Annotated in this window: 19 protein-coding genes and 3 pseudogenes; 7 read left to right on the forward strand and 15 right to left on the reverse strand. The window is 57.3% G+C overall.

Annotation, left to right across the window (positions count from 1 at the left end; translation table 11 throughout):
• Positions 1-2: 2 nt before the first annotated feature.
• Positions 3-92: pseudogene (locus GG26_RS10880) on the forward strand (IS200/IS605 family transposase); the annotation flags it as partial.
• Positions 93-374: 282 nt separating this feature from the next.
• On the opposite strand, the gene GG26_RS10885 reads toward GG26_RS10880, so the two are convergent.
• The 7 genes and pseudogenes from GG26_RS10885 to GG26_RS10915 all read right to left on the reverse strand — a co-directional run bounded on the left by GG26_RS10885 (position 375) and on the right by GG26_RS10915 (position 6,003).
• On the reverse strand, positions 375-491 hold the full coding sequence (locus GG26_RS10885) for a photosystem II reaction center X protein (RefSeq protein WP_011431389.1): 117 nt from the start codon (positions 489-491) through the stop codon (positions 375-377).
• A 96-nt stretch (positions 492-587) separates the two neighbouring features.
• Entirely contained in the window at positions 588-941 is a 354-nt protein-coding gene (locus tag GG26_RS10890; protein WP_011431390.1) for a ferredoxin-thioredoxin reductase catalytic domain-containing protein, read from the reverse strand.
• Between the two features lie 289 nt (positions 942-1,230).
• Positions 1,231-1,677, reverse strand: a pseudogene (locus GG26_RS10895) (universal stress protein).
• Positions 1,678-1,858: 181 nt separating this feature from the next.
• Positions 1,859-2,443 (reverse strand): alpha/beta fold hydrolase, encoded by a 585-nt coding sequence (locus GG26_RS10900; RefSeq protein WP_414390540.1) that lies wholly within the window; start codon positions 2,441-2,443, stop codon positions 1,859-1,861.
• Between the two features lie 330 nt (positions 2,444-2,773).
• On the reverse strand, positions 2,774-4,354 hold the full coding sequence (locus GG26_RS10905; protein WP_011431392.1) for a chlorophyll a/b binding light-harvesting protein: 1,581 nt from the start codon (positions 4,352-4,354) through the stop codon (positions 2,774-2,776).
• Positions 4,355-4,402: 48 nt separating this feature from the next.
• Positions 4,403-4,912: a flavodoxin FldA gene (gene fldA / locus GG26_RS10910; protein ID WP_414358087.1), complete on the reverse strand. Its 510-nt coding sequence runs from the start codon at positions 4,910-4,912 to the stop codon at positions 4,403-4,405.
• 56 nt (positions 4,913-4,968) lie between these two features.
• Positions 4,969-6,003 carry a chlorophyll a/b binding light-harvesting protein gene (locus GG26_RS10915; RefSeq protein WP_011431394.1) on the reverse strand — a complete coding sequence of 345 codons (1,035 nt, stop codon included), beginning with the start codon at positions 6,001-6,003 and terminating at the stop codon, positions 4,969-4,971.
• Between the two features lie 390 nt (positions 6,004-6,393).
• On the opposite strand from GG26_RS10915, the gene GG26_RS10920 reads away from it, so the two are divergent.
• Both GG26_RS10920 and GG26_RS10925 read left to right on the forward strand, forming a co-directional pair.
• On the forward strand, positions 6,394-7,626 hold the full coding sequence (locus GG26_RS10920; protein WP_011433843.1) for an imelysin family protein: 1,233 nt from the start codon (positions 6,394-6,396) through the stop codon (positions 7,624-7,626).
• A 45-nt stretch (positions 7,627-7,671) separates the two neighbouring features.
• Entirely contained in the window at positions 7,672-9,045 is a 1,374-nt protein-coding gene (locus tag GG26_RS10925) for a di-heme oxidoredictase family protein (protein WP_414390545.1), read from the forward strand.
• Here the strand turns inward: GG26_RS10925 and GG26_RS10930 are convergent.
• The gene (locus tag GG26_RS10930; protein ID WP_011431398.1) at positions 9,042-9,716 is read right to left on the reverse strand and encodes a Fe2+-dependent dioxygenase; all 675 of its coding nucleotides are present in this window, start codon (positions 9,714-9,716) and stop codon (positions 9,042-9,044) included. The two genes, GG26_RS10925 and GG26_RS10930, sit on opposite strands and share 4 nt — an antisense overlap.
• Positions 9,717-9,849: 133 nt before the next feature.
• Here GG26_RS10930 and GG26_RS10935 point away from each other — a divergent pair, with 133 nt between their 5' ends.
• Entirely contained in the window at positions 9,850-10,737 is an 888-nt protein-coding gene (locus GG26_RS10935; protein ID WP_228375352.1) for a TVP38/TMEM64 family protein, read from the forward strand.
• Here GG26_RS10935 and GG26_RS10940 read toward each other — a convergent pair.
• Both GG26_RS10940 and GG26_RS10945 read right to left on the reverse strand, forming a co-directional pair.
• Positions 10,734-11,066: a cupin domain-containing protein gene (locus GG26_RS10940; protein WP_011433845.1), complete on the reverse strand. Its 333-nt coding sequence runs from the start codon at positions 11,064-11,066 to the stop codon at positions 10,734-10,736. The genes GG26_RS10935 and GG26_RS10940 overlap by 4 nt on opposite strands.
• Positions 11,066-11,842, reverse strand: a complete 777-nt coding sequence (locus GG26_RS10945) for an SAM-dependent methyltransferase (RefSeq protein ID WP_099812751.1) — start codon at positions 11,840-11,842, stop codon at positions 11,066-11,068. The genes GG26_RS10940 and GG26_RS10945 overlap by 1 nt, the downstream gene beginning before the upstream one ends.
• Before the next feature lie 11 nt (positions 11,843-11,853).
• Here GG26_RS10945 and GG26_RS10950 point away from each other — a divergent pair.
• Positions 11,854-11,970: pseudogene (locus tag GG26_RS10950) on the forward strand (IS630 family transposase); the annotation flags it as partial.
• Between the two features lie 114 nt (positions 11,971-12,084).
• Here GG26_RS10950 and GG26_RS10955 read toward each other — a convergent pair.
• Positions 12,085-12,747: a DUF3386 domain-containing protein gene (locus GG26_RS10955; RefSeq protein WP_414390550.1), complete on the reverse strand. Its 663-nt coding sequence runs from the start codon at positions 12,745-12,747 to the stop codon at positions 12,085-12,087.
• 326 nt (positions 12,748-13,073) lie between these two features.
• On the opposite strand from GG26_RS10955, the gene mutL reads away from it, so the two are divergent.
• Both mutL and GG26_RS10965 read left to right on the forward strand, forming a co-directional pair.
• Positions 13,074-14,825: a DNA mismatch repair endonuclease MutL gene (mutL, locus tag GG26_RS10960; protein ID WP_414390552.1), complete on the forward strand. Its 1,752-nt coding sequence runs from the start codon at positions 13,074-13,076 to the stop codon at positions 14,823-14,825.
• 28 nt (positions 14,826-14,853) lie between these two features.
• Positions 14,854-15,711 (forward strand): vitamin K epoxide reductase family protein, encoded by an 858-nt coding sequence (locus tag GG26_RS10965; RefSeq protein WP_011431403.1) that lies wholly within the window; start codon positions 14,854-14,856, stop codon positions 15,709-15,711.
• On the opposite strand, the gene GG26_RS10970 is transcribed toward GG26_RS10965, so the two are convergent.
• The 4 genes from GG26_RS10970 to GG26_RS10985 form a co-directional block, all read right to left on the reverse strand.
• Complete coding sequence (locus GG26_RS10970) at positions 15,681-16,718, reverse strand: diguanylate cyclase (protein ID WP_240530516.1); 1,038 nt, start codon at positions 16,716-16,718, stop codon at positions 15,681-15,683. The genes GG26_RS10965 and GG26_RS10970 overlap by 31 nt on opposite strands.
• A 138-nt stretch (positions 16,719-16,856) precedes the next feature.
• Positions 16,857-17,744: a photosystem I biogenesis protein BtpA gene (btpA, locus tag GG26_RS10975; RefSeq protein WP_011431405.1), complete on the reverse strand. Its 888-nt coding sequence runs from the start codon at positions 17,742-17,744 to the stop codon at positions 16,857-16,859.
• A gap of 12 nt (positions 17,745-17,756) precedes the next feature.
• Entirely contained in the window at positions 17,757-18,887 is a 1,131-nt protein-coding gene (locus GG26_RS10980) for a quinone-dependent dihydroorotate dehydrogenase (protein ID WP_011431406.1), read from the reverse strand.
• 147 nt (positions 18,888-19,034) lie between these two features.
• A complete protein-coding gene (locus tag GG26_RS10985) occupies positions 19,035-20,288 on the reverse strand; it encodes an ABC transporter substrate-binding protein (protein ID WP_414390556.1) in 1,254 nt (417 codons plus the stop codon).
• Positions 20,289-20,435 lie beyond the last annotated feature (147 nt).

The raw sequence follows: 20,435 nt of genomic DNA on the forward strand, positions 1-20,435 counted from the left end.
GTGTGGGGCTAGCGGTTGTTCATCTCATTTTTTGGCCAAAGAGAAGGAAAAAGGTCTTGGTAGGAGAAGTCAGGAAGAGGTTGTTTGAGCTATGAAACTATATCAACGACCCCCATCATGGGTAAGCGACTAAAGTGGCTAGCGGGCTTTTCCGCCCCGCACTCAAGTGCGGGGCTACCAAGCTATCCTTTTTTGTGAGCGTTAGCAACAACGGCGCCAAGCACGTCGATCCGGTTGTCACTCAACCCGGCTGGATCCCTGACAGGTGGACAAAGCACCCTGGCAGTTGCCTACCAGAGCAAACCTTAGCACCCGAGTCTCTTTCCACTCAGCAACAACAGCAAAGAAGTAGAGCATCAGTGCGAGCAGAGGGATCAGCGACGACGCACCCTATCTCTTTGGCTGACGAAGACGATGGCGCCGAAGAGAAGCCCCAGCACCACTGCGCCGTACACCAAGCTCCAGAGAAAATTAGCCAGTGAGGGAGTCATAAAAAGAGTTTCCTCCTCGTGCGACTATCAACCACTCAACTATTTCCCGATTATACTGGTCTTTGTCGCTCAACCCAGAGACAGACGCATTGCCGACTATTTCGCCTGGTACTCTAGGGGCACCTCCTCTAGGGTTTGGCTGGTGCCGGCGAAGGGGTTATCTGGAGTTAAAAAGAGCATACAGTGGCATTCCTTTCGCTCCCGCATGGGTACACAGGGGCAGTTCCAATAGCCGGCTTTCACTTCCGCCTCTTTGTCTTCATAAAAACGACAGGGGCAGAGCGGAGCGCCCAATTGCTCTTTGTGCAGAGCCAAGCCCTCGATCACCGCTGTCGTAATCGTAGGATCAGAGCAGAAAAAAGTGTCGGTACGTTTGGCGTAGGTTTCTGCGAAATGCCGCATCACCTCAAAAGTCTTCTGGGAGGCCTTGTTGTAACCACGACTTTCCATGACGATTCTCGGAAGGGAACTGACCGGCTGTTGCTGGTAATGAGGCTCACAGCTTCTTCCGGCCACACTTTCTGAAGTTAATACAGATGTGCGTATGCCGGGATCCTGCTGATTCTACAGACCTCCCCCGAAGTCGGACAAAGCTGTATCTTGCTCTTCGTTGTACTGCAGACTTTTAGAGAAGACAAACAGTGACAGCCGTGCTGTTACACAAGGCAACATTGTTTGGACTTGGCAAGACCCCGCCCTAGGGTACTCTACAGGATCACGCTGACCGGGATCCCTTTTCTCAGGGCACGACCAGCACCGGGCAGGGAGCAAGGTCGATGAGGCGGTGGCTGACGGAGTTGTTCTGCCCCTCGGCAGACAGGCTGAGGCTGCGGGATCCCATCACGATCAGGCTGATCTCCAGCTCGTCCGCCACGTCGCAGATGACGAAGGGTACTTTTCCCTCGCGATACTCGCTCTTGACGCTGTTGATGCCGATTTACTGCAGGCCCAGCTCCGTCTGTTTGGGCAGGTTCTGAATGTTCTGCCGGGCTTGTTCTGCTCGCTCCGCGTCAAGCTCCATGTTGTCCAGTACCGAGAGCAAGTACACCCGACTTTTGCAGCGCTGCGCTAGGTCTGCCACCAAGGGCAAGGCGTGGCTGGTCTCGCGCGAGTTGTCGATGGGAAAGAGCAGCTTGTCGAACCTAGTCGCGGATCCCCCGCTTAAGCCCGGCTCGACCCCTCCCATTTTACTTCTAGCGGGGAGCCGGGTGGACGCCGTCTCTCTGGGGGCGCTGTGGGCGGCGATGAGATCCCTATGGCATGAGAGCTCTTTCTGTCTGTTTGGAGGGTTAGAGCCACCAGCAATCTGCGGGGGTTGGGGGTTGCTGACAAAACTCGCAGTTGAGCTAAGGACAAAGGCCAGTCTTTCAGGCAAGGCTGGTCTGCAATTGCTGCAGCTTTTGCCAGAAATCCATGATTTTCAAGTTGACCAAACTTGGAAAAGAATAGTGAAAAAAGTGTCGCCCCCCAGGACAAAACCACATTTGATCCCCTGGCTTTAAGTAGTTTCCCCACTGCTCCAGCGAAGCAGGATCCACAATGGGATCATCCTCGCTGGCGCAAACCAACATCGGCACCGGCACTTTCTGGGCTGGAATCGCTACCACCTGAAATAGGGAATGAGGTATGGGGGAAGTGTCTAAATCTTTAGCCAGGGCGCGGGAGAGTGAGCGCGCTCGCCACTGTTCTGAAGCTGGCAGAAGGCTCTGAGCTATACGCACCAGGAGCTGTTCTCGGCTACAGCAAAACATTTTTCGTTGCACGTAGAAATGGGCATGCCAGGTGGCGGCAGGCTGACTGCCTACAGCCAGCAGGGTTAGAGACCGTATCCGCTGGGGGTAATAGTAGGCAAAAAGATAGGCAACCACCCCGCTCAAGCCGTGGCCGATGAGATGTACCGGTCGATCCCAAGCTTTTAGGTATTCGTATAGCAGCGTCACGACTGTCTCCAAACTACAGGGCTCATCCTGGGTTTGGTGATACTCCCAGTAGGCTACACGGAAACATTTTCCCAGGGATCCCAACAGAGGCCGATCGAAAAGCTTTAGACTGGGAGAAACGCCCAAATAAAGTGCTTCAAAAGAAGGCGCAGAAGCGGAACCTAAGCTCATTTTAGCCATCCCATTTCGACGGTCGAAAGATTAAAGTTGCTGGCTGACAAAAGCTTCATAAAAAAGGGTTATCGGATCCAGAAGCCGGCAGGCAAAAGGTAGAGCCAGATCTCGACAGAGAGGAGGGGATGAGGATCTCCCCTCCCTGCTTTGAGAAGCCTCAACCCTCCTTTACAGCCCCGGCAAAATCTGGGCTACCACATCGCCGCTGCCCAGGAGCATGTAGGCAAACAGGGCACCGCCAACGCCGCCCACCAGAAACCCTCCGGCCAACTGGCTCCAACCGGCGCGGGTGCGCAAGTTTTCCGGCAAATCCTCAGAGCCTGCCGGCACGCGCACCGGCTGAGGGGATCCCTGCGATTCGGCCATCAGTTGCACGCCCGGCGTCGGATAGGCCACCTCGCCGTAGGGGGTATTGACCACTGCCACCAGCCGCGAGCGAGGAAAGGACACCCGTCCGTAAATGGAGAGACAAACCGTCAGGATCAGCACCAGGCCGATGGTCGCCAGCGTCCCTGCCGTCAGGGCCTGCTCCGAATTCCGCAGCGGACTCAACTTGTAAAACGGCCCCACCAGGAAGTACCCATGAGCCATGCCGATCTCCAAGCCGCGCAAAAAAGGAGAGAGGCCCTCCCGGTAGATGGGCAGGTTTTGCAGCAGCAGCAGGGTGAGATCGCCCCGGTTTACCGGCGTGTCCAAGTTGCCCACCTGCGGATCTGTGGCTCGCACCCAGCCCCCGTGCTGGAAGTCAAAGCCGCTGGCTGCCGCCCGCGCCCGGATGGCATGCCAGATGTGCCCCGCCAAAAACAGGATCCCCAAGACAAAGTGGGCTGTGGCCAACCAGGTGCGGCTGCTCACCACACCCATCTCGTCGGCAGCCAGCCCCAGCGGCCCGTAGAAAGCCACCGGATAGGCGATCTCGTTGACGCTGACAAAATAGGCCGCCAAGATGCCCATGTAGGCCAGGGCCCCCAGGCTGTAGGAGAGGTAGGCTTCGCCCGAGTAGATCAGCACCTGCTTGGCCCAGGCAAAGGGCCGTGTGGCTATGTGCCACCATCCCCCCAGCACACAGAGCAGGCCGACATAGATGTGCCCTCCCACCAGATCTTCCAGATTGTTCACGGCGGCCATGCCCTGCTGGCCCATGAGCGGCGTCAGGTAGGCAAAGATCCGCAGCGGATTGAGGGTGGGATCCGTAACTACGCGCACGCGGCCCAGTTGAGCATCGTACAGCCCTCCCCAGAAGAGCGCTTTGGCCACCAGCAACCAGGCCCCCAGCCCCAGCAGCAGCAGGTGGATCCCCAGGATGGTGGTCATCTTGTCGTCGTCTTCCCAGTCGTAGCCGAAAAACTCGGCAAAGGTTTCTCCCTTGGCCAGCACCTCCGGCCCCAAAAGGGCGTGGAAGATCCCTCCTGCCCCCAGCACCGCCGAGGCAATCAGGTGCAGAACGCCCACCACAAAAAAGGGATAGGGATCCGTGGCCACCCCCTCTGCATTCACGCCGATGCCCAACGTGGCCAAATGGGGCAGCAAGATCAGCCCCTGGCTGCCCATGGGCTGAGCCGGATCCCAGTGGGCCACCTCAAACAAAGTCATGCCGCCGGCCCACAGCATGATCAACCCCGCATGGGCCACGTGGGCCCCCAGCAGCTTTCCGGACAGATTCACCAAGCGAGCATTGCCCGCCAGCCAGCTCACCTGAGGGGATCCCTCAGCAGAGGTAGGCGATGAAGATAGAACTGCGCCAGTCATGACAAACTCCCACAGTATCCACAACAAGCTAAGAAACCGAGTTTGAGATTACAGATTGAAGAGTGTTTTGAGTTTGGCCGTCCACTCTTTAATTCGTTTTTCCGTCAGCTCCGGCTGATTGTCTTCATCCAGAGCAAGGCCGACAAACTCGCCGTTAACCACTCCCTTGGACTCATTGAACTCGTAGCCTTCTGTAGGCCAGGAGCCGACGTTTTTTCCGCCGCGCTCGGCAATTTTTTGGGCCAGGATCCCCATGGCATCTTGAAAGTTGTCGGGATAGCCCAACTGATCCCCAACTCCAAAATAGGCTACCGTCTTACCGGAAAAATCGATTTCATCCAAATAGGGGAAAAACCCATTCCAATCGGCCTGCAGCTCCCCGATATTCCAAGTTGGACAGCCGATGATTAAGTAGTCGTACCTATCAAAGTCCTCAACCGTGGCCTCGGCAATGTTGATCAAATCTACATTGTCTTCGCCCAGCTCTTTTTGGATCATCTCAGCGGCTCTCTCGGTATTTCCGGTTTGAGTGCCGAAAAATAGACCTACTTTTGCCATTGCTCCTACCTCGAAACTGCAAGTGCAAAGCTCAAAATCAGATGGCTAGATTGCCGTTAGGCCTGCTGCGCTGCAAGTTCTACTCTGCCGGTACGGAAATTGAACCCTCGCGCTTTCAGGGCATGGAACAGGTGGCCCTGAAGGAAGAAAAAGGCCAGCCAAAAATGGGCATTGGCCAGCCAAACCCTAGATGTGAGAGCTCCCCCTTGCTCAAAGAAGGGATAGCGATCCAAGCCCACCTGCAGCAGCGGCCCATAGAAAACTTCGGGATAGACCACTGGGTTAACGGCAACGAAATAGGCGGCAATAAATCCCATCAAGGCCAAAGCTCCCAAGCTGTAGGAAAGATAAGCTTCCCCAGACCAGATAAAAATCCGTTCTGCCCAGGCAAAAGGCTTGGTCGCGATATGCCAAACCCCACCTGCCACCAGGAGCAAGCCCAGCCAGAGGTGGCCGCCCACCACGTCTTCTAAAGTGTCCACCCCGGCGATCCAGTGGCGCCCTTCTATGCCCAACAGGTGGCCAAAGGGGTTCCAGTTGGGAGACACCAGGCGCACCTCTCCTGCCACCGGGTCGAACAAGCCGCCAAACACCACTGCCTTGAGCACCAAAAGCCAGGCTCCCAATCCCAGCAGCACCAGGTGGATCCCTAGGATGGTGGTCATCTTGTTTTTGTCTTGCCAGTCGTAGCTAAACAGGGGAAAGGCTTTGGGATCCAGCACCGCCGGCCCGCGCAGGGCATGAAAAATGCCGCCAAACCCCAAAAAGGCAGAGCTGATGAGGTGGATCGCTCCCACCGCAAAGTAGATATCCGTATCCAGGACTTCCCCGCCGGATCCCACCCCCAGCCCCAAGCTGGCCAGGTGGGGCAAGAGAATCAGCCCCTGCTCATACATCGGTCGGCTGGGGTCAAACTTGGCCAACTCGATCAGGGTCATCGCCCCTGCCCAGAGAACGATCAGCCCGGCATGGGCCACATGCGCCCCCAGCAGCCGGCCAGAAAGATCGGTCAAACGGGCGTTGCCCGCCCACCACGGGATCTGTTGTTGCGAGCTAGATCCCCCTTCTTGCTTGAGTGTCGTCGCTGTCATCTCCGCTCCTCTTGCGTTTCTAAACAAGCTTTTCTAGGAAAAGGCCAGAGACCTTGCCCCAGGCCCGCCTCTGGCCGCACGGACACATCCTTTCGAGACACGTAACCAACTGTTGAGAGTAAATCTCAACAGCGAGCTGTGACCTACTCTAGGCTTCTTGCAAACAAATATCAATGTCTTTAGAGTTAAGTTTTGTTAAGAGTCGGACTTGTATCCGCCCATAGCCCCACCTGGGGAAGCTGCAGATGGAAGCTGGCCTGCAGAGGGACGAGCCGGGCGATCCGGTGGCAGCCGGTGATAAAAATCTCTCCCTTCTTAAGATTGAGTCGCAATAGCTGGATTACAATCAAGCCAAAGTTGGCCAAGTCGAGGGCAAAGGAGTCGGAGGAGATGTCGAGGTATCTGAAGCTGTGGACGGGGATAGGGCTTTATGTTCTGGTCAGCGGGGCCGCTTGCGGGGAAACCCAAAAGGATCCCTCGGCTGCGGGCGGCGGGGATCCACCGGCCCTGAGCCAGGCTTCGCCTCAGCAGGCAGCTCAAATGAACCCGGAGTGTCGGCCTATCCCGGTGGATGGCGGCGGCGAGGGTGGGGAAGAAGGGGCAGGCTCTCGCCGGCCAGCCGTTGTGCTCTCTCCTGAGCAGCGGTTTCAGGATCGGCAGATTTTGCTCGACTTTGCCGATCAGGTGGTGATCCCTGCCTATGAGCAGTTGGTCGCCGATACCCAGGCCCTGTCTCAGGCCATCCAGGCCTTCGTGCAAGATCCCAATGCCCAGACTTTGCAAGCGGCTCGCCAGGCTTGGTCTGTTGCCCGCATCACTTGGGAGGAGAGCGAGGCTTTTGCCTTTGGGCCGGCGGCTTATTTGGGGCTGGATGCGGATTTGGACGAATGGCCCCTGAACGAGGTGGAGGTGCTGGAAGTTCTCAACAGCGGCGATCCCCTCACTCCAGAGACCGTGGCCGAGTTGGAAAGCGGGCAAAAGGGATTTCATGCCGTGGCCTTCTTGCTCTTTGGCGTGGATAACAACAAGTCTTTGCAAGACTTTACCGAGCGGGATCGGGAGTACTTGGCTGCCCTTGGCCCAGTTTTGGCGGATACGGCGGCAAAGCTGCTCAAAAGCTGGACAGAGGGAGTGCAAGGGCTGCCTGCTTTTCGCGAAGAATGGGTAAAAGCCGGCGAGGGCAGCAAGAGTTATCTCACGCTGCAAGCTGCTGCTGAAGAAATAGCCCAAGGTATTCTCGGCATGTTGGACGAGCTGGGCAAGGTCAAAATTGGCGAAGCCTTCGCCCAGCAAAATCCTTTTCTGCTGGAAAGTCGCTTTGCCCACCATTCGCTGCCGGAGTTCCAGGCCAATGTGCGCAGCGTTCAGTATGCTTACTTGGGCGGATTTAGAGATAGAAAAGGTCGTGGCCTGAGCCAATTTGTCCGGGACATCAATCCCAATTTGGATAGTCAAATTCAGTCGGAGTTACAAGCAGCGGCGGCGGCTCTCCAGGGGATCCCTGCCCCTATCGAAAAAAGCCTTTGCGATGCCAATGCCCGTGGATCTATTACTGCCGCTATGGAAAAAATTGAAGACGCTTTCGACAGCTTTGCTCAGGAAGTTGTGCCGCTCCTGCAGTAGTAAGAAAGTCCCAAAAGAGCTGAGTTGCCGATATTTTGATAGCCGATGCGTCGTCTTCTCCAGATTTTCATGCTGGGATTGGCCTCTCTTTGGGCGGCGAGCTTTCTGGCTTTCCCCGCTGCCCCAGAGGGATCCCAGCCATTGCCCCCTCGAGCGGGTGGCGAAACAACCCTTTGGAACCGCACCTCAACAGCCTACGAGCAGCCGGCTCCCAACTTGGATCCCCGCTGGGCCAGGTTGCATGCCCTGGGGGACGTCGCCTTTGAGGCTCGCTTCGTCACCGCTCCGGCGCCTGTTAACCCCGGCCTTGGGCCTCTGTTCAACAACAACTCCTGCGCCGGTTGTCATGTTAAAAACGGCCGAGGTTTTCCTGACAAGGGGCAGCGGGTCGTCAGAGTCAGCCAGGTTGGATCCCTGGATAGAAGCGGGGATCCCCAGCCTTTTGGATGGGAGGCCATTGCTCCTCATAGCAACACTCCCCCTGTGGCCGGCATCGGCACGCAGGTTCAAGAAAAGGCCGTTCGGGGCTATCGGCCAGAGGCCAAGGTGGAGTTGCACTGGGTAGAGCAGACCAGAGAGTACGCCGACGGAACTCCCTACAGGCTGCGTTCTCCTGTTGTAAAGCTGTTAACTCTGGAGGGATCGCCCATCGATCCTGTCCTCATCTCCCTGCGGATCCCCCAGCCGGTGTTTGGAGCGGGCCTACTGGAGGCCGTTCCCGCTTCTAGGATCCTGGCAGCAGCCGATCCTGACGACGCCGATGGGGATGGCATCTCTGGCCGCCCCAACTTGGTTTGGGATCAAGAGCAGCAGCGTCTGGTGCTGGGACGGTTTGGTTGGAAAGCCAATACCCCCAACCTCAGGCAACAAACTGCGGCCGCCTACGCCAACGACATGGGTGTCACGAATCCTCTTTTTCCGGCCGCGGATGGCAGCCAAGATATCGACGAGGCCACTCTCCAAGCGACAACCGTTTACGTGCAAACCCTGGCCGTGCCTGGCCGCGCCCTTTGGCAGGATCCCCAAGTTCAGCGAGGGGAAAAGCTCTTCGTCCAAGCCCAATGCGCCAAGTGTCACCGACCAGAGCTACAAACCGGCATTCATGAGATCCCTGCCCTGGCCAACCAAGTCATCCACCCCTACACCGATTTGCTGTTGCATGACATGGGCGAAGGACTAGCAGATGGCCGCGCTGACTTCGAGGCCACGGGCCGAGAATGGCGCACCCCCCCTTTGTGGGGCATCGGCTTGTCGCAGACAGTTCTGCCCTCCTCCGGCTATTTGCACGATGGCCGCGCCCGCAGCCTCGAGGAGGCCATTCTCTGGCATGGGGGAGAAGCTGAACGCTCCCGCGAGATCTTTAAAAATATGGCTGCTGAAGACAGAGAAGCCCTGCTCTATTTTCTTCGATCCCTCTAGAGCTCTGCCCATTTCCGCAGCAGGTTCGCGTAAACTTTGGAGATCAAATCAAAGTGGCGTGTCTTGCCCGATTCCTGAAACATCTGCTGCCGCACAGTCTGTAAATCAAAGAGGATCTCGCGTTCTTGCGGATCCCTAATTAGGCTTTGAACCCAACTGACGGCAGCATAGCGGATCCCACGGGTTACAGGCTCAACTCGGTGCAAGGTGGAAGCAGGATAGAGGATCAAAGCACCCGCCGGCAGCTTGTAGGCTTGCTCCCCCTCGCTACTCTCGATCTTCAGCTCACCGCCATCATAGTCTTCAGGGGCACTTAGAAATAGCGTAAAGGAAATATCCGTGCGCATCAGCTGATGCCGATCGAGCATCAGCGCATCGTCGGTATGAGTGCCATAGGACATTCCCGCTTCGTAGCAGCTAATTAAAATGGAATGAATGAGCTTGGGCCGGGCAGCCATCTGGAACAACAAATTACGCTCTAGAGCTGCCAAGATAATCTCCTCTATCTTCCGTTGCTGAAGGGATCCCTTTGGCATTTGCCTATTGTTTTTGACAAGCCTGGCATTCCAGCCTGCCGTCAGAGCACCATCCACAAATTCAGCATCGGCTATGAGGGACAGAATCTGTTGCAATTCTGCTAAACTAAGAACATCGCCAATACACAAGATCATTATCAACCTCTAAAAAGCAAAATACATGACACCTTCTACACTAGCAAAACAAGCCTTATGAAAATCATGCCTACTTCGAGCATCCCTCGGAAACCTTAAGCATCTAGCAGAGAAAGTAGAGATCTTTTGCCCTATGCAGCCACCTTCTGGTATTCGACAAAAAGAGCTCTGCGAGCTATTGGGCTTAGACTACAAGGCTGTTGCCACCGAGGCAAAGCGTCTGGGCTTGAGCACACATGCCTATCTGCAACAGAAAACAGGTTGGATCCTGAAGGATGAACTCTATTATCCGCCCGGCACTACCTTTGACAAGTCAGCAGATGGCGAGTCAGTAGGATCGTCCCCTACCCCCTCAGAGGATTTGTCCTCTAGCAGCAAAATCAATTCCAGAAAAAGGAAAGACATCCTCTCACTGCTGTTGTTGCTTGTTGTCCTGTTAGCTGCCATCTTGCTGGCCCGTCGCTTAGATCCAGAGGCAACTCGAGAATTTATAGCAAAACTAGGCCCCTGGGCACCCCTTGCCCTGATTGGATTACGCTCCCTGAGTATTATTATTCCTGCCATACCCAGCACCCTTTACTCCATCTTGGCAGGAGCCCTCTTTGGATTTGGATCGGGAATCCTTTACATTGCAATTGCTGATTTTATCTCTTGTACACTTAACTTCTACCTAGCCAGAAAGTTTGGTAGAGACCTAGTACAGCGAGTAGTTGGGCGACAATGGATGTACAAAGTCGATGCCCTTTCGGCTAACTATCTGGAAAACAATATTTTTCTTACAGCTGGTTTTTTAATGACGGGCCTATTCGACTTTGTCGCCTACGCCGCCGGCCTAACCCAAATAAAATGGCAGAACTTTCTTCTCGCCCTAGCTTTGGGCATTGCCGTCTCTACACCCCCAGTAGTGGCTCTGGGGGCAGGGATCCTAGAGCAGGGAAGGTGGCTGCTGGGCTTTGCTTTGCTGGGAATGTTTGCTTTGGCGATGTTAAGCGGCTGGCTGAGTAAAAGGCGGCGTTCTTAACTTGCCTTTGATAAAGTCAGAACAAAAGCAAGGTCAGCAGTGGCTTCTAACTCATGGGGAACATTTGCCGAAATTAAGACAAATATGCCCGGAGATAGAGAGATCTTCTCACCTGCAAGGGTTAAGACTCCAGTTCCTTCAATGACGTGGAGAGTAGCGTCCCTTGTGGAGGTATGCTCGGAAATACTTGTGCCTCCCGCCATACAGAAAAGAGTATGTTGGCAGACTTCACTTTTCCAAATGATCTTGCTGAGAACTCCTTCCACAGAATAAGCAATGTGATCTTTGAGCTGCAAAAAAGGTGACTCAGGGGAGACAAGAGACATCATTAAGCCTCCTTCTTGGCAATCAGTATGATGTAGCCTAGGTTATTTCGATATCGGCTAAAGATTTGCTTCATAGATAAGATCCGCTGCCGGATTACAGGACGTGTAAGCACATTCCACACCATAGTTAAGAGCGTCGGCAATCCTTCCTCTGTAGCAATAGCAACGGGATTGAGCAAAGTTAAGGGGCCGGTGGCATACTGGACAACCGTAAGATTTGCTTGCTGAACAGTTGCAAGCCAGCTGTCAGTAGATAAAGGATTGGCATTGACATGGATTACGGAGGATAACTCCTTGCGGATAGCGTCGCTGTTGGATCCCTCAACTCGCAGCTCATGGCTGAGGAACTTACCCCCTGGCTTGAGGCAATTGTAAATCCCTGACAAAATCTTAGATTTTCCTGCATCGGACTGCATTGTTAAAATAGCTTCCGCCAAGACATAGTCAAATTTCTGATCGATTTGATCTAGGTGAAAGATATCGCCCTCGAGGATCTCAACTTGGCCGGCTAGCCCTGCTGCAGAAACATTAGCGCGAGTGCGAGCAATGTTATCTGGATTTTTCTCAATGCCGGTAACATGTATGCCATAGCGCTTTGCCAATCGAATAGTCGTGTAGCCAAGGCCTGAGGCAAGTTCCAGCACAGTTTCTCCTCGACGGAACTCGGCAAACTTGAAGAGCCGTTCGGTAGCGCCAAAGCCCCCCGGTCGAAGTGCCTTTTTACCTGCCGCAGCCAGTACCTGGTGTCCAGGTGCATTTTTTGAGTCCAGCTTAGACATAGGTAACTCCAAAGCTTTGCAGAATTGGGAAATATAGCATGGAGCAGATAGTGAAGACTTCTTTACTACTGATCAATCCATCCTCCTTCCGAAGTTGGTTTGCTAAGTGCTGCTATTGTACCCCTTGAGTCCTTAACAGGCTGTACCCTGTGGCCATCTGTTTTAAGCTTGGCTGTGAGCACCTCATCACCTTCTATAATGAGAGATGCCCACAGCCGCAAAGAAAAACTTATTTTTCTCAGCTATTCGAAAAATCGAATATTAGAGAAGAGGAAAAGTTGAGGGGATGAACTTTTTTGGCCATCCTGCTCTTCCCAAATTCTTCTCTCAACCAGAATCCAATACCGACCTATTTTTTGATAACGATCTTCGTAGATCATCTTTGCTTGAGTTTTTTCTCCAGTTCCTGGGCTACAATACTCAGCAGTGTAGTGAGTGGGTAGGTAGCCCTCACCTGTATCGTAAAACTCTTGAACTGAGACTGTAATTTTCCGATTGGCAAGATGGCGATGTACCATTTGAATGTGCTTGCCCTGAACCCAGTACCTATCGGTAGAAGATAAGCCCGAAACAAGAACTTCAGTGATGTCTGAATTTTGTGGCTCTCCATAGGCAAAGGTGTGGCCACCGTGTTCCTCGTCGAAGGAATGACGAACGCGATGCACCATGACTTCCCACATCTGTTCCCGTATTTTCTGGCGGATCTCCTCGTCCTCGACGCCGGCAACATCGATCTTCATGTTGCGGTCAATACTCACAACTCCTGAGAAGGAGAGGCTGCTGTCACCTTCTTTGGGAAAGTAGGTTATCTCAGCTCGGTAGCCAGGAAAGTCTTTGTCCCAGGTGTAGCGATTCTCAAAAGCCTCCTTGAATAGCTCTCGGGCCGGAGCTTGCTGTGCTGCCATAATCTCCTCCTTAATGAGAAGTTTTACTATTTAAATCCTAGTAGAGGCTGATGGCTGGCCTTGGGATTTTAAGGTTTCCTTATGACTGGCCACCCGCTCAGCTCTCTTGTTCTCGAAGTTTCTCGAAGTTCTTGGCGGTTACCGATGGGCAGGAAGGCGGAACCTCAATCCTTCACTTGGCCTGAGGGGAGCCTTGAAGTTAATGAAAACCATTGGCAAGGCGCTGTCCACTGGCAACAGAGGGAGAGAGCTAAGCTAAAGCTCGGCGCTGTTGGCCTTTTGGCGACAAGCTGGCAGGAAGAGAGTCTGCTTTCTCAACTCACTCCATGTCCAAAATCCAACCCCTGAACCCAGAGCGGATCGCCCAGATGGCCGCGGGAGAGGTGATCGACTCGCTGGGGGCTGCTCTGCGAGAATTGCTGGAAAATGCCCTCGATGCTCAGGCCACCCGCATTCAGGTGGAGATCTGGCCCAGCCGCTGGCAGGTGCGGGTGGCCGATAACGGCCAAGGGATCCCCGCTTCGGAGCTGGAGCAGGTGGCCCGTCGCCACACCACCAGCAAGTTGGACGGTTGCAGCCTGGGGTTTCGGGGCGAAGCCTTGCACAGCCTGGCCCGGCTGGGATCCCTGACCATTCAGACCCGCCACGCTGACGATGCCCACGGCTGGCTGGCCACCTACGACCGCCAAGGGGAGCTGGCCCACCAGCAGCCGGCAGCCACTGCCTTGGGAACGGTGGTGACGGTGGCGGATTTGTTTGCCGATTGGCCCTTGCGCCGCTGCTCCCTGCCCCAGACTCGCCCGCTCTTGACGCTGGTGCAGAATGCGGCCTTGGCCCATCCTTGGGTCAGTTGGCAGGTGCGCCAGGAGGGGCAACTGTTGCTCAGCCTGTGGCCAGGCCAGTCTCTGCAAGATCTGCTGCTACAAGTGTTGCCGCAGGTGGATCTTTCGGATCTGCGCTATCAGCGGATCCAGGAGGGGGATAGCGATTGGGAAGTGGTGCTGGGCCTGCCGGATCGCCTGCATCGCCCCCGCCCCGATTGGATCCGCGTGGCCGTCAACGGGCGCTTTGTGCAGATGCCGGAGTGGCAACGGCTGATCCAGTCAGTCTTTCAGCACACCTTGCCTCGCCACCGCTACCCGCTGGTGGTGGTGCATCTGCGCTTGCCACCTGAGCAGGTGGACTGGAATCGCCATCCTGCTAAGAGTGAGCTCTATCTACAGGATCCGGAGATCCGACAGGAGCAATTGCGCCAGCACTTGCACGCTCTTCTGCAATCGGGATCGGAGCAAGCCAGCCGCCGCTCGCTGCATCTCATCCGGGCTAGCGAGGCCAAGTCGGTCTACAGGGTTACCTCAAGTCCCAAAAGCCCAGATCCAGCTCCCTCTGGCCAGCCGTCTACCCCCCTACCTCCTCTAAAGGCCCTAGCCCAGCTCTACCGCACCTACATCCTGGCGGAGCACCCTCAGGGGCTGTGGCTGGTGGAACAGCACCTGGCCCACGAGCGGGTGCGCTACGAGTACATCCAACGGCATTGGCAGCCGGTGGAGCTGCAGATGCCGGTCATGCTGGAGGGATTATCCTCCCAAGCGGTGGAGCAGTTGGAGCAGTTGGGCCTGGAGCCGGAGCCTTTTGGCCCCAACACCTATCTGATGCGCCGCCTGCCGCTGGCCTTGTGGTCGGAAGATCCGGAGGAGGTGCAGGGATCCCTCCGAGAATTGAGCCGCTGCGCTGACCTGGAAGCGGCCCAGGTGGCGGTGGCCTGTCGTGGCGCCCTGCGCAACGGGATCCCCCTGACCCTGGAGCAGATGCAACAGTTGCTGGAAGCCTGGCAGCGCACCGCCAATCCCCACACCTGTCCCCATGGCCGGCCAGTGTATCTGGCTCTGGCCGAAAAAGATCTGGCCCGCTACTTTCGTCGCCGCTGGGGGATCTGCGACCGGCCCATCTCTGAGCCCAAGCTGGGATCCTGGTGGGAGCTGGAGCCGCTGGGGGATAGGTTTGCTGCCCAAGTGCGGCGCTCGAGCAGCGCTTCTGCGCCGGATCCCAAGGACGAGACCCGCTCCGCCCCACTATAATCGGGGGTGTCCAACTGCTGAACCCCCCATGGCCTCTTATCTCAAACTCAAAGCCCAAGAAGAGACCTGGCTACAGCGCCATGCTCGCCCGATCTTGGCAACCTTGGCGGGCTTGGGATCCCTGTTGACGGCCTACCTTACCTACACCAAGCTGACCGATCAACCTGCCGCTTTCTGCACAGGAGATGGGGGGTGTGACCTGGTGCTCTCCAGCCGTTGGGCAGAGTTTTTGGGGATCCCGACGGCAACAGTTGGCCTACTGGGGTTTCTGGCCGTTTTGGCCTTGGCGGTTTTGCCGGATGGCATCCCGCTGGTGAAGCGGTGGCGCTGGCCGGCCCTGTTTGGCCTGGTTTCCGCCATGACCGCCTTCGAGATGTACATGCTTTACCTGATGGTGGCGGTGCTGCGGCAGTTTTGTCTGTATTGCACCACCGCCATAGTCTTGGTGGCGGGGCTGTGGGCGGTAACCCTGCTGGGCCACCGCTGGCTGGATTGGGGCAAGCTGGCCTTCAGCTATATTCTCGTAAGCTTTCTCACCTTGGTGGCCACCATTGGGGTGTATGCCAACCAAGTTCCCCCACCCAGCCCCCTGGCGGCAGGGTTGGCGGCCCACCTGCGGCAGATCGGCGGCACCATGTACGGGGCCTATTGGTGCCCCCATTGTCAGGAGCAGAAGGAGCTGTTTGGGTCGGCTTTTGAACAGGTGCCCTACGTGGAATGCTCCCCCAACGGCCCCGGTACGCCCCAAGCCCAAGAATGCACAGAAGCGGGGATCACCAGCTATCCCACCTGGATTATCAACGGCCGCACCTACGTGGGGCTGCGCTCGCTGGAAGCCTTGGCGGCAGCTTCTGGCTACTCCTTTGAGCCCGGCGAAGGACAGTAGTTCTCCGGCGGCGGTGGCAAGAAAAGATGTACGCGGTTGCGCCCCGCCTGCTTGGCCTGGTAGAGGGCCTCATCTGCCTTCTGGAGAGCGGCCTCAGGTGCTAGGGGGCCATCTTCGCTGAGGACGATCCCGCCAATGCTGATGGTGACAGGCAGGCTGCGCTGGGGCGCAACCTCAATTGGCCGGCTGGCGATGGCCCGGCGCAGAGACTCGGCGTAGCGGTGGCAGCGGGCGGGGTTGAGCCCAGGGGTGACGCAGACAAATTCTTCGCCGCCGTAGCGGTAGAGCAGGCTGGAGGGGCGCAGTTGATTGTGCAGCCGCCCAACGATGGCCTGCAACACGCAGTCGCCGATATAGTGGCCGTAGGTGTCGTTAACCTGCTTGAAGTAATCCACATCCATCATCAGCAGGCAGAGATAGCGATAGCGGGCTTGCTCACGCGGCCCCACCTGTTTGAGCAAATGTGGCAACGCCTGGTCGAGGGCGCGGCGGTTCAAGGCACCGGTCAAGGGATCCGTCAAAGACAGAGACTCCAACAGCTCGTTGCGGGCCCGCAGTTGCCGGTTGGCCTGAGCCAAAGCTTGGGTAAGCCGCTGCAGGCGCAGCCCCGCCCGCACCCGTGCCCGCAGCTCCTCAGGATCGATCGGCTTGGCGATAAACTCATCTGCCCCTGCATCCAGTCCCTGCACCCGATCCTCAACTTCGGAGCGGGCGGTGAGCAAGATGAAATAGATGAACTGTCCGGCGGGCAAGTTTTTTAGACGGCGACACAACTCCACTCCAGACAAACCCGGCATGACCCAGTCGCAGATGATCAAATCCGGCCATTCGCTTTCATCCAGGGTCTGCAGGTGCTCCCAGGCCAACTGGCCGCTTTCCCAGCTTTCCACCCGGTAGTTGGAGCTTTTGAGGACTTCGCCGATGTAACGACGGTTCACCGGGTCATCGTCGATGACCCAAATGCAGGGAACCTGAGCCGGCACCTGGCTCCACGAAACTTCCTCCAAGGGCAAGGACTCCGCCCCGCCAACGCGAGCAGAAGGCAGGCTGGAGGAAGACCCCCAGCCTTCGAGTTCAGCTGACAACATCAAAAGAAAGCTAGAAAGCTCTGATACGGTGAATAATGCCGATCCTATCCCCAAAGGCTAGCTGCAGCTAGAGCTGGGAGTGGCCAGGCAAGCCGGATTGGTGGGCCGTTCGCCCAGGCCAAGGTGCAACGCTTCCACAAACTGTCGCACCCGGATTGGGTCGATGAGGGGAAAGGGATCCGCATAGCCCGCTGGCATGCCGGCGGAACGGGCCGGCCGTTTCAAAGAACTGGCCACAATCACGCCATCTGCGTGGCGGATGAGGTTGCCGATGTTTTCGGCGGTGGCTCCTGAGCCAATCAACAGAGGTACCTGAGGGGCGACTTGGCGGGCCAGCTTCAGATCTTTCAGAAGAGGCGGCTTTCCGGTGGCCCAGCCAGAGAGAACGATGGCATCGGCCAGGCCGCGCTCCACCGTGTCGGCGATGGCCGCCTCCAGGCTGATGGGACTCAGGGGCTGGGCGTGCTTCACCAGCACATCGGCAAAGATCTTGATGTCGGCCCCCAGCTCGCGGCGGTAGCGCAGCAGGCGGTGGGCATTTCCCTCGATGATGCCCTGGTCGGTCACCATCGCCCCGCAGAGGACATTGACCCGGATAAACTGGGCCCCCACACAGGCGGCAATGGCTAGGGCGCTGTAGCCATCGTTGCGCAAGACGTTGATCCCGATGGGCAGGGAAACCAGCATCTTGATCCGCTGCACCACCACGGTCATGGCGCTCACCACCGCCGCATCCACCCGCTCCTTGGCAAAGGGGGCATCGTAAAAGTTCTCGACGAGGATCCCGTCCACGCCTCCTGCCGCCAGGGCGGTAGCGGCCTGTTCTGCCTGCGCGATCACCCACTCCAAGTCCCCTCCCCAACGGGGCGAGGTGGGCAGCGGCAACAGATGAACCACCCCAATAACCGGATGGGGGGTTTTGAAAAGATGTTGCAGCAGAGTCACCGGCAAGTTCCCTCAGGGATCCATAACAATCTTACGCCCGGATTGGATCCCTGTCGGCATTCTCTCCGGGGAGGAAGGGGCGGGATTCCTGGCAGCGGCCAGGCCGCGCAACAGGCGGGGAACTAGGCTTGGCCCTTCATAGACCCAGCCTGTATAGACCTGGAGCAGGCTGGCCCCGGCCTCCAGTTTCTCCATGGCATCGGCCAGGGTGAAGATGCCCCCCACTCCAATAATCGGCAATTGCCCCTGAGTGGCCTGGTGAATGTAGCGGATCACCTGGGTGGAGCGCTGCCGCAGGGGGGCGCCGCTGATGCCGCCGGCTGCCGCGGCGAGGGGCCCCAGCCCTGGCAGGAAGCGGGTTTTCAGGTTGTCGCGGCGCAGGGTAGTGTTGGTGGCTACAAGCCCCGCCAGTCTGTAGGCTTGGGCCAGCTCCAGGATGGCGTCAATTTCTGGCCAATCTAGGTCAGGGGCAATCTTCACCAAAAGGGGCTTCTGTCCGCGATTTTCCCCCTGCAACGTCGCCAGGATGGGCGCCAACTGCTCGGCAGCCTGCAGGGATCGCAATCCCGCTGTGTTGGGGGAGCTGACGTTGACCACAAAATAGTCTCCCAGCTCCCGCAACAGACGAAAGCTGGCCAGGTAGTCAGCCGCCGCCTCCTCCAGGGGGGTGGCCTTCCCTTTGCCCAGGTTGATGCCGATGGGAATGGGACGTTGGCGCAGCCGGCGCAGCCGTTCGGCCAGAGCTGCCGCCCCCTGGTTGTTGAAGCCCATGTGGTTGAGAGCAGCCCGATCCTGGGGCAACTGGAACAGGCGCGGCTTGGGGTTGCCCGGCTGAGGCCCAGGAGTGACGGTGCCCACCTCCACAAAGCCAAAGCCCAAACTGGGCCAGACGCCCACAGCTAGGCCATCCTTGTCAAAGCCTGCGGCCAGGCCAATGGGATTGGGGAAGGTGAGGCCCCAGAGCCGTACTTCCAGCCGCGGATCCCGATAGCAGAACAGGCGCTCCAAAAGAGCCAGGATCCCGGTGGCCTGGGTGGCGTCCAGCCACTCCAAGGCGCGCAAGAGCCCCACCTTAACCGTTTCCGGGTCAGCCCTCAGGCCCGAAAAAATCAAGGGCCGCAGCACATCTCGGTACAGGTTCACAGCAAAGACTCGCTCCCAAGCTGTCACCCCTCTTGTTGATCTTCCCCAAAAAACAGGGGCCTGCAAAAGTCTCCTCTGCAGGCCCCCGCTTTTGAGCTTAGGCGGGAACTGGCCCGGCCAAGCCGAGCACCACCGGCCTAAAGACTCTTAGCCTTCCGGCTCAAACACTTTCAAGTCGACGATCTGCCCGCCCTTGAAGGTCCAGTGGGCAAAGGTTCCGGCCACGTCTCCGTTCTCGTCGAAGTTCAGCGAGCCGGAAGCGCCAGTGTAGTCAATGTCCTCCCCTTTCTTGAGTAGCTCCACTGCCTTGGCCCACTCTCCTGGCAGGATCTCGGTGCCGGGGGGATTGGCCACTTGCCGCAGGGCATCGCGGATGGCGGTGCCGTCGGTGCTGCCGGCCTTTTGAATGGCCAGAGCCAAGACAAAAGCGGCATCGTAGGCCGTGTCGATGTAGGGGGTGGGGGGCAGCTCCCCGTAGGCAGCTTTGTAGGCTTCAGCAAAGATTTGGTAGGCTTTGCTGTCGGTCAGAGCCTGGGGCGAGGTGCCGATGGATCCCTCTAGCTTGTCCGCCCCCACCTGGGTGGCCAGATCGGGAGAGCGCATGCCATCTGTGAAGACAAAGCGGTCAAATAGCCCCCCTTCCAAAGCCTGCCGCAGGATGATCGCGCCGTTTTCGGGATACCCGATCAGCACCAGCGCCTGGGGATCCCCTTCCTTGAGCTGATCCAGCTCGCCGCGGTAGGAGGCTTGGCCGGGTTCGTAGGGAACCGACTTGGTAATGGTGCCGCCCCGCTTTTCAAAGGCGGCCTTGAAGCTGTCGGCCAGCCCCTTGCCGTAGTCGTTATTGATGTAGATGATGGCCAGGCGCTCCAGGTTTTCTTCGCGGGTAATTTGCGCCAGGGCTACCCCTTGGAAGGCATCGGAAGGAACGGTGCGGAACAAGAAACCATTGTCGTCCAGGGTGGTGATGGTGGGAGCGGTGGAAGCTGGCGAAATTTGCGGAATCTTGCTGGGAACCGTTACTGTCGTGGCCACCGGGATGGTGATGCCGCTGCCCAGGGCGCCGATGATGGCGGCCACCTTCTCCACGTTCACCAGCCGCTGGGCAGCATCGATAGCCGGCTGGGCTGAGGTTTGGTCATCCGCCTCCACCACTTGGATTGGGGATCCGAGGACGCCGCCAGCGGCGTTAATCTGATCCAGAGCCAGCTTGATGCCCTTGAGGCAGTTTTCCCCATAGGCCTGCAGGTCGCCCGTCAAGGACAGCAGCGCTCCTATTTTGATCGGGGTTTGGGCTGCTTGCTGAGCTGTGCTCGGCAGCAGGGTGGTGACCAGTGCCGCCGCCGTCAGGGCCGCCGCCGTTGCGAAGGCCCGCCGAGTCAGTTTGTGCATGGGAGACATAGCCAAGAACCTCCAATGAGAGAATAAAACTGCGATTCCCAAAAGTTGCATAGAAGCGGACGTTGGCTCACCTCGGAGAGTTCCCCTCTAGAGTTGGCCCAACCCCCGGGGAGCAGCTTCCTGGCAAACCTATTCTCGAGTTTGGTT

It is taken from the genome of Synechococcus sp. 'PEA 65AY6A-5F PE A', from assembly GCF_047462575.1.
In the GTDB taxonomy this organism is placed as follows: Bacteria; Cyanobacteriota; Cyanobacteriia; order Thermostichales; family Thermostichaceae; genus Thermostichus.

Bases quoted from the DNA above. Each gene is read 5' to 3' on its own strand.
- GG26_RS10965 (WP_011431403.1), top strand. From the start codon at position 14,854: ATGGCCTCTTATCTCAAACTCAAAGCCCAAGAAGAGACCTGGCTACAG.
- GG26_RS10955 (WP_414390550.1), bottom strand. From the start codon at position 12,747: ATGGCAGCACAGCAAGCTCCGGCCCGAGAGCTATTCAAGGAGGCTTTT.
- GG26_RS10935 (WP_228375352.1), top strand. From the start codon at position 9,850: ATGCAGCCACCTTCTGGTATTCGACAAAAAGAGCTCTGCGAGCTATTG.
- GG26_RS10905 (WP_011431392.1), bottom strand. From the start codon at position 4,354: ATGACTGGCGCAGTTCTATCTTCATCGCCTACCTCTGCTGAGGGATCC.
- GG26_RS10920 (WP_011433843.1), top strand. From the start codon at position 6,394: ATGTCGAGGTATCTGAAGCTGTGGACGGGGATAGGGCTTTATGTTCTG.
- GG26_RS10915 (WP_011431394.1), bottom strand. From the start codon at position 6,003: ATGACAGCGACGACACTCAAGCAAGAAGGGGGATCTAGCTCGCAACAA.
- GG26_RS10940 (WP_011433845.1), bottom strand. From the start codon at position 11,066: ATGATGTCTCTTGTCTCCCCTGAGTCACCTTTTTTGCAGCTCAAAGAT.
- GG26_RS10945 (WP_099812751.1), bottom strand. From the start codon at position 11,842: ATGTCTAAGCTGGACTCAAAAAATGCACCTGGACACCAGGTACTGGCT.
- GG26_RS10985 (WP_414390556.1), bottom strand. From the start codon at position 20,288: ATGTCTCCCATGCACAAACTGACTCGGCGGGCCTTCGCAACGGCGGCG.
- GG26_RS10890 (WP_011431390.1), bottom strand. From the start codon at position 941: ATGGAAAGTCGTGGTTACAACAAGGCCTCCCAGAAGACTTTTGAGGTG.
- fldA (WP_414358087.1), bottom strand. From the start codon at position 4,912: ATGGCAAAAGTAGGTCTATTTTTCGGCACTCAAACCGGAAATACCGAG.
- mutL (WP_414390552.1), top strand. From the start codon at position 13,074: ATGTCCAAAATCCAACCCCTGAACCCAGAGCGGATCGCCCAGATGGCC.
- GG26_RS10930 (WP_011431398.1), bottom strand. From the start codon at position 9,716: ATGATCTTGTGTATTGGCGATGTTCTTAGTTTAGCAGAATTGCAACAG.
- GG26_RS10925 (WP_414390545.1), top strand. From the start codon at position 7,672: ATGCGTCGTCTTCTCCAGATTTTCATGCTGGGATTGGCCTCTCTTTGG.
- GG26_RS10885 (WP_011431389.1), bottom strand. From the start codon at position 491: ATGACTCCCTCACTGGCTAATTTTCTCTGGAGCTTGGTGTACGGCGCA.